15 protein-coding genes and 4 pseudogenes are annotated in these 16,419 nt (G+C 66.3%); 15 read left to right on the plus strand and 4 right to left on the minus strand.

Going from position 1 to position 16,419, the window contains the following annotated elements:
• The 3 genes and pseudogenes from BM249_RS20175 to BM249_RS20185 all read right to left on the minus strand — a co-directional run.
• Positions 1-289: transposase (locus tag BM249_RS20175; RefSeq protein WP_143103819.1), on the minus strand; the 289-nt coding region annotated here is incomplete at its 3' end.
• A 420-nt stretch (positions 290-709) separates the two neighbouring features.
• Positions 710-1,668, minus strand: a pseudogene (locus BM249_RS20180) (IS630 family transposase).
• Between the two features lie 76 nt (positions 1,669-1,744).
• A pseudogene (locus BM249_RS20185) lies at positions 1,745-2,496 on the minus strand (integrase core domain-containing protein).
• Between the two features lie 85 nt (positions 2,497-2,581).
• Here BM249_RS20185 and BM249_RS20190 point away from each other — a divergent pair.
• A pseudogene (locus tag BM249_RS20190) lies at positions 2,582-3,717 on the plus strand (IS3 family transposase).
• 121 nt (positions 3,718-3,838) lie between these two features.
• Here BM249_RS20190 and BM249_RS21440 read toward each other — a convergent pair.
• Positions 3,839-4,001, minus strand: a pseudogene (locus BM249_RS21440) (IS256 family transposase); the annotation flags it as partial.
• Between the two features lie 172 nt (positions 4,002-4,173).
• On the opposite strand from BM249_RS21440, the gene rutR reads away from it, so the two are divergent.
• The 14 genes from rutR to BM249_RS20260 all read left to right on the plus strand — a co-directional run.
• Positions 4,174-4,821 (plus strand): HTH-type transcriptional regulator RutR, encoded by a 648-nt coding sequence (gene rutR, locus BM249_RS20200; RefSeq protein ID WP_091975343.1) that lies wholly within the window; start codon positions 4,174-4,176, stop codon positions 4,819-4,821.
• 285 nt (positions 4,822-5,106) lie between these two features.
• Positions 5,107-6,207, plus strand: coding sequence for a pyrimidine utilization protein A (gene rutA / locus BM249_RS20205; protein ID WP_091975363.1), 1,101 nt, complete (start codon positions 5,107-5,109; stop codon positions 6,205-6,207).
• On the plus strand, positions 6,207-6,941 hold the full coding sequence (gene rutB / locus BM249_RS20210) for a pyrimidine utilization protein B (RefSeq protein WP_091975345.1): 735 nt from the start codon (positions 6,207-6,209) through the stop codon (positions 6,939-6,941). The genes rutA and rutB overlap by 1 nt, the downstream gene beginning before the upstream one ends.
• 52 nt (positions 6,942-6,993) lie before the next feature.
• Positions 6,994-7,392 carry a pyrimidine utilization protein C gene (gene rutC, locus BM249_RS20215; RefSeq protein ID WP_091975347.1) on the plus strand — a complete coding sequence of 133 codons (399 nt, stop codon included), beginning with the start codon at positions 6,994-6,996 and terminating at the stop codon, positions 7,390-7,392.
• Positions 7,392-8,168 (plus strand): pyrimidine utilization protein D, encoded by a 777-nt coding sequence (gene rutD, locus BM249_RS20220; RefSeq protein ID WP_091975349.1) that lies wholly within the window; start codon positions 7,392-7,394, stop codon positions 8,166-8,168. The genes rutC and rutD overlap by 1 nt, the downstream gene beginning before the upstream one ends.
• 103 nt (positions 8,169-8,271) lie before the next feature.
• On the plus strand, positions 8,272-8,466 hold the full coding sequence (locus BM249_RS21445; RefSeq protein ID WP_143103820.1) for a hypothetical protein: 195 nt from the start codon (positions 8,272-8,274) through the stop codon (positions 8,464-8,466).
• Positions 8,426-8,968 (plus strand): flavin reductase, encoded by a 543-nt coding sequence (locus tag BM249_RS20225; protein ID WP_091975351.1) that lies wholly within the window; start codon positions 8,426-8,428, stop codon positions 8,966-8,968. The genes BM249_RS21445 and BM249_RS20225 overlap by 41 nt, the downstream gene beginning before the upstream one ends.
• A gap of 390 nt (positions 8,969-9,358) precedes the next feature.
• Positions 9,359-10,372, plus strand: a complete 1,014-nt coding sequence (locus BM249_RS20230; RefSeq protein WP_091975353.1) for an isopenicillin N synthase family dioxygenase — start codon at positions 9,359-9,361, stop codon at positions 10,370-10,372.
• Between the two features lie 106 nt (positions 10,373-10,478).
• Positions 10,479-10,859 carry a VOC family protein gene (locus BM249_RS20235; RefSeq protein WP_091975355.1) on the plus strand — a complete coding sequence of 127 codons (381 nt, stop codon included), beginning with the start codon at positions 10,479-10,481 and terminating at the stop codon, positions 10,857-10,859.
• A gap of 90 nt (positions 10,860-10,949) precedes the next feature.
• Positions 10,950-12,050: a BMP family ABC transporter substrate-binding protein gene (locus BM249_RS20240; RefSeq protein ID WP_091975357.1), complete on the plus strand. Its 1,101-nt coding sequence runs from the start codon at positions 10,950-10,952 to the stop codon at positions 12,048-12,050.
• 65 nt (positions 12,051-12,115) lie between these two features.
• On the plus strand, positions 12,116-13,615 hold the full coding sequence (locus BM249_RS20245; protein WP_091975359.1) for an ABC transporter ATP-binding protein: 1,500 nt from the start codon (positions 12,116-12,118) through the stop codon (positions 13,613-13,615).
• 13 nt (positions 13,616-13,628) lie between these two features.
• Positions 13,629-14,774: an ABC transporter permease gene (locus BM249_RS20250; RefSeq protein WP_244528885.1), complete on the plus strand. Its 1,146-nt coding sequence runs from the start codon at positions 13,629-13,631 to the stop codon at positions 14,772-14,774.
• A 231-nt stretch (positions 14,775-15,005) separates the two neighbouring features.
• A complete protein-coding gene (locus BM249_RS20255; RefSeq protein ID WP_091975361.1) occupies positions 15,006-15,941 on the plus strand; it encodes an ABC transporter permease in 936 nt (311 codons plus the stop codon).
• Positions 15,942-16,247: 306 nt separating this feature from the next.
• Positions 16,248-16,419, plus strand: a 172-nt coding sequence (locus tag BM249_RS20260) for a transposase (RefSeq protein ID WP_143103793.1), incomplete at its 3' end; no start/stop codon positions are given.

Raw genomic sequence — 16,419 nt, forward strand, 5'->3', positions numbered from 1 at the left:
CCCGCACGGTCGTGCCGTCGAGGAACACCATCCCGAGTTGGACGCCGCGCTCCTGCACCAGGCTGAGCAGCCGCTCCCAGACACCGGCCCGGGACCAGCGGATGAAGATCTGGGCGCCCCGCCACCACGGACCCAGTTCCTCCGGGATCGCCCGCCATTTGGCGCCGTTCCGATGCCGCCACAGGATCGCCGAGAGCGTGCGTTGCAGGTCCTGCGGCGGCGTCTTGGCCTTGGGCCGGCACGCCTCGACCAGAGGCTCCAGTTCAGACCATTGCGCGTCGCTCAGCATCGTCCCTCCCGCAATTAGAGAGACGAAAACGCAAAACGCGCCAATCCGTTCAAGCGACGACAGGCCCTAACCGCCGGTCAGGCTGCCCACGCCACCGTCAGACGAACCATTGCAGGGCGTAAGCGGCTTCGTGTGAGCGAGCCGCCACAATGCGATGGCGAGTTGGCCCTATGAAATCCCGACACCGTGCTATCATGAAGAAAGACGGTTAATGGATTCGGGGGTGACTGTGGGACCTGTTAAAATCTTCTGCCTGTGGGTCTTCTGCGGCGCGTTCGCAGGTATGCTCTTCGCGAACGAGTGGCTGCCTTATAATCTCACCGCGGGCCGCATCTGCGTGGTGGCTGGGGCAGTAAAGGCTGGCCTGCTCGCGCGGTCGTACCTCGGACACAAGGCCGCGTGCGCTAGAACATCATCCATTTAATCGGACGCATATCCCTTGGCTTTGAGGAAGTTCCAGCACTCCTGGGGTTGGAACAGGCCGCAGATGTCACCGATGGCACGCCAGAGGGCGTCGAAGGTGCGTGCCTTGGCCTTGCGTAGGTGAGCTTTGAGCTTGGCGAAGGCTTCCTCGATCGGGTTGAGGTCGGGCGAGTAGGGCGGCAGGAACAGGAACCAGGCGCCGCGCTGCTTCAGGCAGGCGGCAGCCCTCGGGCTCTTGTGGACGGCGAGGTTGTCGAGGATGACGACGTCGCCCTTGTTCAGGGTCGGGGCAAGCCTTCGTCTCGACGTAGGCCTCGAAGGCGGCCCGGTTCATCGCCTTGTCGAAGACCCAGGGCGCGCTCAGTCGATCATGGCGCAGGCCGGCGATGAAGGTCTGCGTGCCCCAATGGCCGAACGGCGCCTTGGCGTGCAGCCGAGTGCCCTTGCGGCTACGCCCCCGCAGGCGGGTCATCTTGGTGGTGACGGAGGTCTCGTCGAGGAAGACGAGGCGATGACAGGCCGCTCGCATCAGCGGCTGGCGCTTGGTGCGCCACTCGTGGCGATCCTCAGGGATCGGTGCGCGCCCGCGTTCGGCGGCCATCAGGGCTTTTTTCATACGAGAAGCCGCGCTGGCAGAGGAAGCGGGACAGCATAGCCGGCGTCGCCGTCACGCCGTGCTCAATCGTAAGCCGCTCGGCCAGCTCCGGCATGGTGATGTCGGGCGTGGCCTCCACCGTGGCAATCAGGAAGTCGGCCACAGGCTCCAGCTTGCCGCTGCCCTTGGGCCGCCCCTGCCGGGCAGGGGCTACCGAGCCAGTCCGAGCCCGACGCCGCGCCAGCTTGATCGCGCAACTCGCGCTGACCGCAAACTGTCGCGCCGCGGCCCGCCGCGAGCCGCCGTTCTCGACGAACCCGGTGATCCGCTCGCGAAGATCCAGTGAGTAGCAGCCACCCATGATCCACCTCCTTGTCGAAGGGAATCAGGGAAGCCGCCACGCCGCAACCCGAGAGTCGGATTTTCAGGACGATGCCCTAGCTGTTCAGTCCCGGCATTTGATGGATTGGATCGACGATGAAGCGATTCGGTTCCGACGTCCACGTTTTGCAGATGAACTCGTACGGCGTGAGCCCCTTGAGGGTTTTGAGGCGGCGGCCGAAGTTGTAGGCGGCAACAAAGCTTTCAAGATGAGTTCGAAGTTGTGTATGGTCATCATAATGAAACCGTTTGACCGCCGCCTCCTTGATGGTGCGGTTCATCCGTTCAACCTGGCCTTTGGTCCAGGGATGCTTTGGCTTTGTCAGCCGGTGTTCGATGCCGTGGGCCTGACAAGCTCGATCGAACGGATGCCCACGTCACATGGCGGTTGGACCTGACCTGTTCTTCGGTAGATCAGCGAATTGGATGCCGTTGTCGGTCAAGACGATCTCGACCTTGTAGGGAAAGGCAGCCACCAGCGCGTCCAGGAAGGCGCGGGCCGTCGCCGTAATCGCGTCAGATGCGGGATCGTCGGCTGAAGGGCGTAAAGGCAGTCGTCCAGCGGCAGCAGTGTATGTCGGCGGAAGGCGATGATGACGGCTTCATCCTCCACCGACAGCACCGTCGACTTTGGTGCCGCCGGGCCAGTCTTGCGATCATCTGGCGAGGTTCGCTTCTTCCATTTGGCCACGGTCTTCGGATTGATCCCGTAGCGCTTGGCCAGTGCCCTCAGGCTCTCTTGACTATGCTGTATCGCTCGACGGACTGCCGCTGTCGTCGTGGCGCTTGCGTGGTGAACCTGGCCCATAGTGCCTCCTTCCACTGCTGCGAAAAGATTGCACCATCAAAGCCTGGGATCAAACACCTAGGGTCCGTCGAGCAGGAGACGGACGATGAAGAAGAGCCGGTTCAGCGAAGAGCAGATCATCGGCATCCTGAAGGAGCAGCAGGCTGGGCTGCCAGTGGCCGAGATCTGCCGCCGCCACGGCATCAGCGACGCGACGTTCTACACGTGGCGCTCGCGCTACGGCGGCATGGAGGTCTCGGACGCGCGTCGCCTGAAGGCGCTCGACGAGGAGAACCGCAAGCTCAAGAAGCTCCTGGCCGAGGCGATGCTCGACGTGGCCACCCTGCGCGAGGCTTTGGGAAAAACTTCTGACGACCGGCGCACGGAGAACGGCCGTGAGTTGGGCTATCGAGGAGAAGGGCTATTCGGAGCGTCGTGCCTGCGGGCTGATCGGCCTGGAGCCGAAGACGTACCGCTACGTCTCAACCCGCGACGACGATGCGGCCGTGCGGCTACGCCTGCGTAGCTTGGCCGGCGAGCGCCGCCGGTTCGGCTAGCGACGTCTGCTGATCCTGCTTCGGCGGGAGGGCCTCACGCTGAACCACAAGAAGCTGTTCCGCCTTTATCGGGAGGAGCGGCTGTCGGTGCGCAGGCGGGGTGGGCGCAAACGAGCTCTTGGCACGCGAGCGCCGACCGCCGTGCCCCAGGAGCCCAACCAACGCTGGAGCCTCGAATTGGTCGCTTCGCGCCCGCCTTCGGCTCGTCTCCGACACGCTCGATGACGGACGCCGCTTCCGCATCCTCGTCGTGGTCGACGACTGCACGCGGGAGTGCTTGGCGCTGGTGGTCGACACCTCGCTCTCCGGCCGCCGCGTCGCGCGCGAACTTGACCGGATCATCGCCGGCCGGGGCAAACCGATGATGATCGTCTCGGACAACGGCACCGAGTTGACCTCGCACGCCATCCTACGCTGGCAGGAAGAGCGTGCGATCGAGTGGCACTACATTGTGCCCGGCAAGCCGCAGCGAAACGGTTTTGTCGAGAGCTTGAATGGGCGCTTGCGCGACGAGTGCCTGAACGAGCATCTGTTCCGGAGCCTGCCGACGGCCCAGACCATCATCGAGGCGTGGCGGGTGGACTACAACACCTGCCGCCCTCACACGAGCCTCGGTGGGCTCACCCCGAACGCGTTTGCAACCCGGTCCAAACAGGACCAGAACCAGAACGGACTCTGGTTATGAACGGGGGCAAACAGGGGGCAAGGTCAATCAGGCTGAGCCTGACGCAGGCGAGGGTGGCCTGCATGCGCGTCGCCACCTGAAGCTCGCGCAGGACCCGATCGACCTGGAAATTCACCGTCCGCTGACAGGCGCTCGCCGCTCTTCTCGCCATAACCGGCGCCAGTGGCGGCACCGACCTCCAGTTCCATCAGCGGCCCGGCGACAAAGCCGATTATCTCGCACAAGAGATCGGCGTCCGGGGTCTTCTCCAGAAGCCCGCGCAGGCTCATCATGTCGTCGGTCATCGGCAGGCCTTTCGGTCGGGACTGGACTCGCAACTCGAGCCTAACCGGAAACCGCTGGTGACCACCGCCCCGTCAATCCCGTCCTACAGCGCCATGAAGGGCACGGACGGGATCGGCGACGCTACCGCCGAGCTACACCACGTGTGGGGACACAACCTTCCAACGGGTCGGAGTGATTGGATTGACGGTACCAGCGAACGTCCGGCGGCGGCGGCGGGATGGCGAGGCACGGCGTACGGCGATTCTGGATGCCGGCTTGGAGGTCTTTTCGACCTATGGCCTGCATGGCGCGAGCATTGACACCATCGCCGATCGGGTCGGAATCTCGAAAACGAACCTGCTGTACTACTTTCCCACCAAGGAAAATCTGTATGTGTCGGTTCTGCAACGACTTCTCGACGTCTGGCTCGATCCCCTCGGAGGCTTGGACGAGACCAGCGACCCGGCGGAAGCCCTGAAAGCCTATATTCGGACCAAGATGACGTTCTCACGGGACATGCCGCAAGCCTCGCGGTTGTTCTGCCTCGAGATCGTTCAGGGCGCTGCCCTGTTGCGACCTGAACTCGAAGGCCCCTTGCGGGACCTCGTCGAAGCGAAGTGCATCGTCTTGAAGAAATGGATCGGCGAGCAGCGCATCGCGCCCCACGATCCCTATCATCTCATCTTTTCCATCTGGGCGATGACACAGCATTATGCGGATTTTTCGATTCAGGTTCAGGCCATAACGGGCAGCTCCCTCGCGGAGCCGGACTTCTTCGAGAACGCGGTCGTCAATACGCAGCGCATGATTCTCGGAATGCTCGGCCTGGAAACGGCGTAACCGGGGTCCTTCGCGCCCCGTCACGCGCAAACACGGTCCGGAACGGGGCACGGGGCGCCCTCCCGAAAGGCTGTTCGGCTCATTCGACGAGCAAGCCGCGGGAATTTTGCGCAAACACCGGATTCCTGGCCTCCGGGAGTTTGACCGTTTGGTCTGTTTTGATACGCTTCGATCATAAACTGAATTCCTGAGTTTTCGAGACGTCCTTCGACGCAGTCTATTCTGCGAATGTCGAACCATGGCTTCGTCTGCACACGCCTGAATGAGGTTGTGATGACTCAATCCCTGAATGTCGGCGTCTTCATTCCGATTGGAAACAACGGCTGGCTGATTTCGGAAAATGCGCCGCAGTATAAGCCCAGCTTCGAACTGAACAAGGACATCACCCTCAAGGCCGAGGCGTATGGTCTCGACTTCGTCCTGTCGATGATCAAATTACGCGGGTTCGGCGGCAAGACCGAGTTCTGGGACCACAACCTCGAATCCTTCACGCTGATGGCGGGGCTGGCGGCCGTTACCACGCGGATCAAGCTCTACGCGACCGCCCCGACCCTGTGCATGCCCCCCGCCATCGTGGCCCGGATGGCCTCGACCATCGACTCGATCTCGAACGGCCGTTTCGGCATCAACCTCGTCACCGGATGGCAGAAACCCGAATACTCGCAGATGGGACTCTGGCCGGGCGACGACTATTTCGCCAAGCGCTACGACTACCTGTCCGAATACGCACAGATCCTGCGCGATCTGTGGGAGACCGGCCGCAGCGATCGCAAGGGCGAGTTCTTTCAGATGGACGATTGCCGCCTCAGCCCACGCCCGCAGGCCGACATGAAGATCATCTGCGCCGGTCAGAGCGCTGGCGGCATGGCCTTCACGGCGACCTATGCCGACTATAATTTCTGCTTCGGCAAGGGCGTCAACACACCCACGGCCTTCGCGCCGACGGTGGCGCGGCTCGAAGAGGCCAAGGCGAAGACCGGCCGGGAGGTCTCGTCCTACGTCCTGTTCATGATCATCGCCGACGAGACCGACGAGGCGGCCCGCGCCAAGTGGGAGCATTACAAGGCCGGCGCCGATCAGGAGGCGATCGCCTGGCTCGGCGTCCAGGGCGCGGCGGACACGAAGTCCGGCGCCGACACCAACGTCCGCCAGATGGCCGACCCGACGTCGGCCGTGAACATCAACATGGGAACCCTGGTGGGCTCCTACGCCACCGTGGCCCGGCTCCTCGACTCGGTGGCGACGGTCCCCGGAACGGGCGGCGTCCTGCTGACCTTCGACGACTTCGTCGAAGGCGTGGACGCCTTCGGGACACGCATCCAGCCGCTGATGGAGACGCGCCGGCATATCGCCCCCGCCCCGTCGGTGCTGGCGGAGGTGGCCTGATGGATGCGCCCGCAGGCTACCGCGACCCCGCCGGGCGCCACGGCGCCGTGGTGCTGCCCGCCCGGCCCGAGGCCATCGCCTTCGATCCGACGGCCACCGTGCTGATCGTGGTCGACATGCAGAACGCCTACGCCACCAAGGGCGGTTACCTCGATCTCGCGGGCTTCGACGTCTCGGGCACCGGGCCGGTCATCGCCCAGATCACGCGGGCCGTGGCGGCGGCGCGGGCGGCCGGCATCACTGTGATGTGGTTCCAGAACGGCTGGGATCCAGACTACGTCGAGGCGGGCGGGCCGGGTTCGCCGAACTGGCACAAGTCGAACGCCCTCAAGACCATGCGCCGCCGCCCCGAAGCCGACGCGCGGCTGCTGGCCAAGGGAACCTGGGACTACGCCCTCGTGGATGCCCTCACGCCGGAGCCCGGCGACATCGTGCTGGGCAAGCCGCGCTACAGCGGCTTCTACAACACCCAGCTCGACAGCCTGCTTCGTGCACGCGGGGTGCGGACCCTCGTCTTCACGGGAATCGCCACCAACGTCTGCGTGGAATCGACCCTGCGCGACGGCTACCACCGCGAATATTTCGGCATCGTCCTGGGCGACGCGACCCATCAGGCCGGCCCTCCCGCCCTGCAGGAGAGCGCGCTCCTCAACATCGAGACCTTCTTCGGCTGGGTCTCCGACGTCGCGGCCTTCGAGGCGGCGCTGGCGCCGGTCGTTTCGCGCGCGGCGTAGCGGCGTCCGCTCGAGGTCCCCCACCCTAAACCTTCGCAACCGGAGCCCTCCCATGCCCAAGACCGCGATCGTTCCGCCCGGCACCGGCAAGCCGCTCGCCCCCTACGTGCCCGGCATCCTCGCGGACGGCATCCTGTACGTGTCGGGAACGTTGCCGCTCGATGCCGAGGCCCAAGTCGTTCACCACGGCGACGCCGCCGCGCAGACCCGCCACGTCCTCGAAACGATCAAGGGCGTGGTCGAGACGGCGGGCGGCACCCTGGACGACATCACCTTCAACCACATCTTCCTGAAGGACTGGGCCGATTACGCGGCCATCAACGGCGTCTACGCAGAATACTTTCCCGGCGAGAAGCCCGCCCGCTACTGCATCCAATGCGGCCTCGTGAAGCCCGAGGCCCTCGTGGAGATCGCGTCGGTTGCCCATCTCGGCACGGCGACGGGGGCCTGATGACCCCCTTCCACGAGGTGCGCGGCACCGGCACGCGCGCGGTGCTGCTGTCGCCGGGGCTCGGCGGTTCGGCGGGGTATTTCGCCCCCCAGCTCCCGGCCCTCGCGGAAAGCGGCCGCACGATCCTTTACGACCATCGCGGGACCGGCCGCTCCGGGGGCGATCTCGAGCCGGGGCACGACATCGCCGCCATGGCCCGTGATGCCGTAGCCGTGCTCGACGCCTGCGGGATCGCGCAGGCCGATTTCGTCGGCCATGCCATCGGCGGCCTGATCGGGCTGCAGCTCGCCCTCGATTACCCAGAGCGGATCGGCCGCCTCGTCCTCGTCAATGCCTGGGACAGGATGGACCCGGCGACCCGGCGCTGCTTTGCGGCCCGCAAGGCGCTCCTCACGGCCTGCGGCACCGACGCCTACGTCCGGGCTCAGGCGATCTTCCTCTATCCCGCGCCGTGGATCTCGGAGAACAGCGAGCGCCTCGCCGCCGACGAGGCCCAGGCCCGCGAGCATTTTCCCGGCGCGCAGACCGTTCTCACGCGGATCGCCGCGGCGGAAGCGTTCAACGTGTCGGGCCAACTCGGGCGGATCCCGCACGAGACCCTGGTCATGGCCGCCCGCGACGATGTCCTCGTGCCCTACACGGCCTCCGAGCGCTTGGCGGCGGGATTGCCGAACGCGCGCCTGATGCTGTCACCGCAAGGCGGACACGCCCATTCCGTGACGGAGGCCGACGCCTTCAATCACGCCGTGCGAAGCTTCCTCGACACGTCGGCCTGATCCGGCGCCTTCGTCAAGGAATCGACCGGCGTTCGGATGAGACCGGATCTTTCGGGCCCCGAGCACGGGCCGGGATCCATGAGGTTCGGCAAGATCGGCCTCGATGAACGAGGCCGGGCCCGATGGCCGCGACGTCGTCGATGCCGAAAAACGCACGGGGATCGGCATTCCGGCAAGACGCCGGATGCGGAGACGCCGTGCCTGTACCGACCGCGCCGCGCCGCGCGCGTATTCCACCGTCAACCGAGGAGACGCCTATGACCGAGCACATCCGCTTTCAGCAGACGGAATCGACTGACGCCCGATCCGTGAGCGAGGCCGGCTACCGAGCCGCCATGTCACGCCTCGCCGGCGCGGTGCATCTCGTCACCACGGACGGGATGTCCGGGCGTGCCGGGTTCACGGCCTCGGCCGTGTGCAGCGTCAGCGACGCGCCGCCGACGCTGCTCGTCTGCCTCAACCGGACCTCCTCGGCCTATCCGGTGTTTTCCAAGGCCGAGATCCTGTGCGTGAACACCCTCGGCGCGTCGCAGAGGGACATCGCTTCGGCCTTCGGCGGCAAGACCGCCATGGACGAGCGCTTCGCCGCCGCGCGTTGGACCCGGCTGATGACCGGAGCCCCCGTCCTGCAGGATGCGCTGGTGAGCTTCGATTGCCGCATCGTCGCGCGGATGCCGGTTCGAACGCACGATGTCCTGTTCTGCGAGGTCGAAGCCGTTCTGGAGGGGCAGGTCGAGGACTGCCTCGTCTATGCCAATCGCACCTATCATTCGTTCGCGCAGCCGGCCCGACCGGCCTGATACCTGGCCGCCGACGCCCGATCGGCGATCGCCGGATCGGTCCTCTTCCGCTCCGCCGCGCGTGGAACGCCCCGCGGAGGGAAGCGACACGGTTCGGGCAAGCAATCATCAAATGCCGAATTTAGGTGCAGAACAAATCCAAACAATCAGCAGAATTGATGGAGCAAAAAGTCGGACCGTATGGTCAAAATCCATAAGGTCACCTATCATCCTCTGACTGGCCGCGAACGACATGAGTCGACGCGCTTCGGGATCAGCAGATCTTGCACCGCGTAGGTGTAATTGATCCGGCTTCCGGGTCGACAAGACAAGGTTTCCCATCGCCATGGAACATCGAAGACTTGTTCATGTCGATGGGCTCATACTCGGATCGACAAATCGGAGACTCCCATGACTTTGCTGCACGTGCCCGTGATCGACTTGAGCCCGTATCTCGCCGGCACGCCGGAAGGGAAGCGGGAGGTCGCCCGCCAGGTGGGCCAAGCCTGCCGCGACATCGGATTCCTGGTAATTTCCGGACATGGCATTTCCGAGGATCTGATCAAGAAGACCCATGCCCTCTCGACCGAGTTCTTCGCCCTGCCGCACATGGAAAAGCTGAAGGTCGATCGTCCGGCGCCGGATCAGGTTCGCGGCTACAGCGCCGTCGGCGGCGAGGGGCTGGCCTTCAGCCTCGACGAACCGACCCCGCCGGACATCAAGGAATCGTTTTCCATCGGCCCCGTCGACGTTCCGGCCGCGGACCCGTATCACACGAGCGCGGAGGCGGGCCCGCATTTCGCCCCCAACGTCTGGCCGTCCGAGCCGGCCGAACTCAAGGCGACCTGGACGGACTATTATCGCGCCGTCGATGGGCTGGCGACGAGCCTGATGCGGATCTTCGCCCTCGCCCTCGATCTCGACGAAAACTATTTCGATACGTCCATCGACCGGAACATCTCGATGATGCGGGTGCTGCGCTACCCGAAGCAGACCGAGGCGCCCCTGCCGGGGCAGCTGCGCGCCGGCGCGCATTCCGATTACGGCAGCATGACCATCCTGCGCAAGGAACTCTCGGATCGCAGCCTGCAGGTGAAGAACAAGGCCGGCGAATGGGTGACGGTGCCGGTGGTGGAAGGATCGTTCATCGTCAACATCGGCGATCTGATGCAGCAATGGACCAACGACACCTGGAGTTCGACGCTGCACCGTGTCGTCAATCCCGACCTCGATTCGGAAGAGAATCAGGATCGTCTCTCGATCGTCTTCTTCCACCAGCCGAATTACGATGCCCTCGTGGAATGCCTGCCCGGCTGCGCAGGCCCGGGTCACCCCGCGAAATACCAACCGGTTTCCTCGGGCGATCATCTCAAGAGCAAGTTCGTCAAGCAGACCACCTTCGGCAAGGGCAGCAAGGCGGCCTGAGCCCTTCCGGCGGACGGACGTATCGTGCGGCGCTCAGGAACGCGTCCGCCCCGGCCGCCCTCACGGAAGGGCGGCTCTCAACCAAGAGATACGACGGGTGTTCGGGATGCTGTCCTACGTCAACGTTTTCGCGCGGGATATTCACGCCCTGTCGCGTTTCTACATCGATGTCTTCGGCTTTCAGGAAATCGCCGAGATCGCGTCGCCGATCTTCGTCGGAATCCGGACGGGCAAATCCAATATCGGCTTCAACGCTCCGGATGCCTACGACCTGCTGCAGCTCGGCGAGCGCAAGCACACCACGGGCTCGAAGTTCCTGCTGAACTTCGACGTCGAGAGCATCGAGGCCGTCGATCGCCTGACGGAGACGGCCGTCGCGCGGGGGGCCACGCTGATCAAGCCTCCCTACAAGACCTACTACAACTGGTATCAGTCGGTTCTCGTCGACATCGAGGACAATGTCTTCAGGATCAACCACGTCCTGTGAAAGATCTCGCGTGCGGCGCACGCAAGGTCGACCGGCGCGTCGGATGCGCCGGATCGCGCTCCAGCATTTCATAGAGGGTAGTCGCCGGCCATGCTTCGACGTCTCGTTCCGCTCTGCCTCGTCGCCGGCCTCGGAAGCGGCCTTACGGGTGTCCTCGGCGCCGACCCGGCGGGGGCCGCCCCGTTCAAGCTCGACGGGCCGCCCAAGGTCGCCATGGTGCTGTTCGGCCCCAAGAACGACGGCGGCTGGGGGCAGGCCTTCGAGGAAGGCCGGGTGCGCACCGAGAAGGCCCTCGGCATCCAGATCCCGGTCGTCGACAACATCAAGGAGAGTTCCAGCGCGATCCGCCCGGCGGTGGAGCTGTTCATCAAGCGCGGCTACAACGTCATCATCGGAACCGCCTTCGGATATTCGGATACCTTCAAGGAACTGGCGCAGAAATACCCCAAGGTCGCGTTCCTCAACGGATCGGGCACCACCAACGGCGCCAACCTCGAATCCTTCTACGGCCGCACCTACGAGCCGCATTACCTGTGCGGGATGGCGGCGGGCGCGGTCTCGAAGGAGGGCAAGCTCGGCTTCGTCGCCGCCAATCCGTTCGGCGTCGTCAACTGGACGGTCAACGCCTACGAACTCGGCGCCAAGCAGACCAAGCCGCAGGCGACGACCACCGTGGTCTTCACCGGAGCCTGGAACGACCCGGTCAAGGAACGGGCCGCCGCCGAGGCCCTGGTCGGCCAGGGCATCGACGTGATCGGCCAGCATGTCGACACCCCGACACCGCAGATCGTCGCCCAGGAGAAGGGGATTCACGGCACCGGTCACCACCGCGACATGAGCGAGTTCGCCCCCAAGGCCACGCTCTGCTCCCTCGTGTGGTTCTGGGACCGCTACCTCATCCCCACCATCCAGAAGATCGGCGCGGGCACCTGGGAGCCGTCCCCCTACGGCGCCTTCCTGTCGATCAAGGACGGCGGTCCCGACATCGCCTGCTGCGGGCCGGCGGTGCCGAAAGCGGTGGCCGACCAAATCCAGACCGAGCGCCAAGCGATCATCGACGGCAAGAAGGTCTATGCGGGACCGTTGACCGACCGGGACGGCAAGGAGCGGGTGCCGGCGGGCGGCGTGCTCAGCGATGCGGACCTCTGGAAGATGGATTGGTTCGTGCCCGGCGTCATCAGCCAGAAATAGTGCTCCGGGGGCGCGCGCCGGCGCGCCTCCCCAACCGATCCGAGTCTCGATCCGAGGACGTCCCGATGTCGCCAGCACTCGCGATGACAGGCGTGTCGAAATCCTTCGACGGCTTTCCGGCCCTGACGGATGCCGGCATCACCGCGTATCCGGGCGAGATCCATGCCCTGCTCGGCGAGAACGGGGCGGGCAAATCCACCCTGATGAACGTCGCCTGCGGCCTCTACCGGCCCGATGCCGGTGAGGTTCGGGTGCGCGGCGAACGGGTGTCCATCGACGGTCCGAAGGCGGCCAAGCGCCTCGGCATCGGCATGGTCCACCAGCATTATCGCCTGGTGAAGGCCTTCAACGCCCTCGAGAACATCCTGCTCGCCCGCGGAGCCTCCCGCTACGGCCGGGGGCTGCGCGAGGTCGAGGCGGCGGCCCGCCGCACCTGCGACGCCCTCGGCTTCACCCTTCCCCTCGACCGCCCCGTCGGCCTGCTCTCGGTGGCCGAGCAGCAACGGGTCGAGATCCTGAAAGTGTTGGTGGAGGGGGCCCGCATCCTCGTCCTCGACGAGCCGAGCGCCGTGCTGACGGACCGCGAGGCCGCGCAGATGCTCGACACCATGCGCCGTCTGGCGGACGAAGGCTGCGCGGTGATCCTCGTCACGCACAAGCTCGGCGAGGTGAAGCGCTACGCCGACCGCGTCACCGTGATGCGCGGCGGCCGGGTGGTGGCGAGCGCCGATCCCGACGCCGTCTCGCTGTCCGAACTGACGAGTCTGGTCGTCGGCGCGGAGGTCCACCACGCCCGGGTGCCGGCCCGGCGGATCGGCGCGCCGCTCCTGCGCTTCGCCGCCCTCACGGGCGCCCGCGCCGACGGGCTGCGGGTCCTGAACGACGCCACCTTCGTGGTGCGCGCCGGCGAGATCTACGGCATCGCCGGCGTCGGCGGCAACGGCCAGACGGAACTCGCCGAGATCCTCATGGGGGTCCGCCGCCCCCTCTCGGGCAGCATCGAACTCGACGGGGCGGGCGATCTCTGCGCCGAGGGCGTCCGCGGCCGGGGGGCCGGGCTCGCGGCGATCCCGGCCGACCGCGCCGGCTATGCCCTGGCCGGCAGCCTGTCGATCGCCGACAACTACGCCGCCGGGGCGGTTCTCTCGGGCCGCTTCGGCGGCTGGTTCCGCCTCGACCGCCGCGCGATCCGGTCCGCGACCGAGGCCGCCATGGCGGCCTTCGACGTTCAGGGGGCCCGCTCGCCGAACCAGCGGGCCGGTCTCCTGTCAGGCGGCAACGCGCAGAAACTCGTCGTGGCGCGGGAATTCGCCGACCCGCCCCGTGCCGTCCTGGCGCACAGCCCCTCGCGCGGCCTCGACGTGCGGGCCGCGAGCGCCGTCCACGCGCGCCTACGCGCCGCCCGGGACGCGGGCGCGGCGATCCTCCTCATCAGCGAGGACCTCGACGAGGTGCTGCTCCTGTCCGACCGCATCGGCGTGATGAGCCGGGGGCGCATCGTCGCCGAGTTCGACACGCCGGCCAAGCGCAACGCCGTCGGCGCCGCCATGGTGCACCATGCCTGAAATCGGGTCGATCATGGACGCTCCCTCCGAAACCGCCCCGCAGCCCGCGCGAGACGGGGCCGCGGCGGCACGGGCCATTCCCCCCGCGCATCCGTCCCGTCGCCGCCTCGGCCGGCTGTCCGTCGGGGTCCGGCAGCACGCCTCGGCCCGGCTGCAGGGCGCGGTCCTGGCGGGCGGTCTGCTCACGGGATTGGCCTGCGCCGCCGCCATCCTGGTCGCGGCCGGCATCGGCCCGGCCGACCTCGTGCAGGAATTCGTCGTCGCCATCGTGACGAGCCCCGAGAGCGCCGCGGCGGTGCTCGTTCAGGGCGCGCCCCTCGCCATCGTGGGCTTGGCCGCCGCCCTCGCCTTCCGCGTGCGGTTCTGGAACATCGGAATCGAAGGCCAGATGATCGCCGGGGCCATCGCCGCCACCGTCGTCGCCCTCCACGACATCGGTCCGCCGGCCCTCCGGCTTCCCCTGATGCTCGCCGCCGCCGCCCTCGGAGGCAGTGCCTGGATTCTCGGCCCCGTGCTCCTGCGTCTCCGGATCGGCTTGAACGAGATCATCTCGACGCTGCTGCTGAACTACGTCGCGTTCAACGCCCTGCTCCATCTCCTGTACGGGCCGTGGCGTGACCCGGAGAACAATTTTCCGAACTCCCAACTCTATGAGCCGTCCGAACAACTGGCCGAACTCGGCTGGCAGAACCTGACCTGGGCCCTGCCCCTGGCCGGCGTGCTGCTTCTCGGCGGCTGGTGGCTGCTCTCGATCAGCCGGTTCGGCTTCCTCACCCGGATCGCCGAAGCCAATCCCCGCATGGGCGAGGCCCAGGGGCTGCCGATGACCCGTGTGATCCTCGCCGCGACCCTGGCGTCGGGCGCCCTGGCGGGAATCGCGGGCTTCATGATCTGCGCAGGCGCCGAACACCGCCTGACCCAGTCCTTCGCGAGCGGCTACGGCTTCTCGGGGATCCTGATCGCTTTCCTGGCCCGCAACAGCGCCCCCGGCGTCCTCGCCGTGGCCCTCTTCGTCGGAACGCTGTTCGTGGCCGGGCAGAGCCTGCAGGTGTTCTACCAGATCCCCGCTTCCGCCGTGCAGTTGCTGCAGGCGGTGATCGTGCTGTGCGTCGCGGCCTCCGACTTCTTCATCCGCCACCGGCTTCGGTGGCTGCGCTAGGGCTGTGACGCAATCACTTCGTTCATGCGCCAGAGCACGAGGCTTTTGTTTGTGCATCAATTTTCCCGGACACGGCTGAAGCCTCCGTCTGGATCGATGCACTCGGGCGTAGTCCGACACCGTGGATACGGGGTCGGCGAAAGACAGCGTGTCGAAACAGAGACCGGGAGTCGCCGACCTGATGCGATCAAGTCGGATACGGCTCTCGAGTCGAGGGTAAGGAAAGTCCGCATGGTCCTCGACTTCCTGATGAACTGGCTCGCCGCCATCCCCGGCTTCGTGGTGCCGTTCGCCCTCGCGGCCCTCGGTCTGCTGCTCATCGAGAAGGCGGGCGTGCTCTCGCTCGGCGCCGAGGGCTTCATGCTGGTCGGCGCCCTCGCGGGCATCGGCGCGATCCTCGGCCTCGGGGCGAGCCCGCTCGCCGCCCTGCTCTGCGCCGCCCTCGCGGCGACCCTGCTGTCCCTGCTCTACGCCGTCCTCGTGGTGAGCCTGCGGGTGAACCAGGTGATCGCGGGGCTCAGCCTCGTGTTCCTGGCGCAAGGGTTGACCGGATTGATCGGAACCGGGGCGGGCTGGGTCAACCGGCCCGTCGACGGGCTGCGTCCCGTTCCCGTGCCGCTCCTCGGCGATCTGCCCCTCATCGGACAGGTCGTGTTCCGGCAGGATACCGTCGTCTACCTCACGGTGCCGGCCTTCGCCCTGGTGGCCTGGCTCCTCGCCCGCACCATGGTCGGCCTGCGCCTGCGGGCGGTGGGCGACGGCCCCGACGCGGCGGATACCGCCGGCATCGGCGTGTCCGCCACCCGGTACGGCGCCATCGCGGCCGGTGCGGCCCTGGTCGGGATCGCGGGCGGCTATCTCTCCGTTGGGATCGCCCGGATCTGGGTCGAGGGCATGACCGGCGGCCGGGGCTGGATCGCCATCGCCATCGTGATCTTCGCCCGCTGGCGACCCTGGTCGGCCTTGGCCGGGGCGCTGCTGTTCGGCGCCATCGAGGCCCTGATCCCGCGCATCGCGGCGGCGGGCATCCAGGTGCCGCAATACTTCATCGCGATGATCCCCTACCTCGCGACCCTGGCGGTGATGGTCTGGACCTGCCTTCGCGGCGGCGGCGGATCGATGGAGCCGCGCGCCCTCGGCCGGGCGCACCTGCGTGAGGATCGCTGAACCGATCGGACGTCCCGGCTGCGTTCGCGGTCGAACCCCGGGCGGTGACGGATCCCAGAAATCTCGCGGCGCCCGATCGACGATCGGGGGCCGTGCGATCCGGCGCGAGAGCGTCGTCGCAGAACGACGAATCGCGACGGTCTCATGACGATGCATCCAACAAGCACAGTGTCGAACACGGGGGCGTGACGACGATGAAAAAACTTCTCTCGACCATGATCGTTTCGGGCATCCTGTTAGGGCCTGTCGTCGCTTGAACGGATTGGCGCGTTTTGCGTTTTCGTCTCTCTGATTGCGGGAGGGACGATGCTGAGCGACGCGCAATGGTCTGAACTGGAGCCTCTGGTCGAGGCGTGCCGGCCCAAGGCCAAGACGCCGCCGCAGGACCTGCAACGCACGCTCTCGGCGATCCTGTGGCGGCATCGGAACGGCGCCAAATGGCGGGCGATCCCGGAGGAACTGGGTCCGTGGTGGCGGG

The sequence above is a fragment of the Methylobacterium gossipiicola genome, assembly GCF_900113485.1.
In the GTDB taxonomy this organism is placed as follows: Bacteria; Pseudomonadota; Alphaproteobacteria; order Rhizobiales; family Beijerinckiaceae; genus Methylobacterium; species Methylobacterium gossipiicola.

Coding starts and splice junctions, on each gene's coding strand:
- rutB (WP_091975345.1), top strand. CDS start 6,207: ATGGATGCGCCCGCAGGCTACCGCGACCCCGCCGGGCGCCACGGCGCC.
- rutD (WP_091975349.1), top strand. CDS start 7,392: ATGACCCCCTTCCACGAGGTGCGCGGCACCGGCACGCGCGCGGTGCTG.
- BM249_RS20240 (WP_091975357.1), top strand. CDS start 10,950: ATGCTTCGACGTCTCGTTCCGCTCTGCCTCGTCGCCGGCCTCGGAAGC.
- BM249_RS20250 (WP_244528885.1), top strand. CDS start 13,629: ATGGACGCTCCCTCCGAAACCGCCCCGCAGCCCGCGCGAGACGGGGCC.
- BM249_RS20230 (WP_091975353.1), top strand. CDS start 9,359: ATGACTTTGCTGCACGTGCCCGTGATCGACTTGAGCCCGTATCTCGCC.
- BM249_RS20225 (WP_091975351.1), top strand. CDS start 8,426: ATGACCGAGCACATCCGCTTTCAGCAGACGGAATCGACTGACGCCCGA.
- BM249_RS20235 (WP_091975355.1), top strand. CDS start 10,479: ATGCTGTCCTACGTCAACGTTTTCGCGCGGGATATTCACGCCCTGTCG.
- BM249_RS20245 (WP_091975359.1), top strand. CDS start 12,116: ATGTCGCCAGCACTCGCGATGACAGGCGTGTCGAAATCCTTCGACGGC.
- BM249_RS20255 (WP_091975361.1), top strand. CDS start 15,006: ATGGTCCTCGACTTCCTGATGAACTGGCTCGCCGCCATCCCCGGCTTC.
- rutC (WP_091975347.1), top strand. CDS start 6,994: ATGCCCAAGACCGCGATCGTTCCGCCCGGCACCGGCAAGCCGCTCGCC.
- BM249_RS21445 (WP_143103820.1), top strand. CDS start 8,272: ATGAACGAGGCCGGGCCCGATGGCCGCGACGTCGTCGATGCCGAAAAA.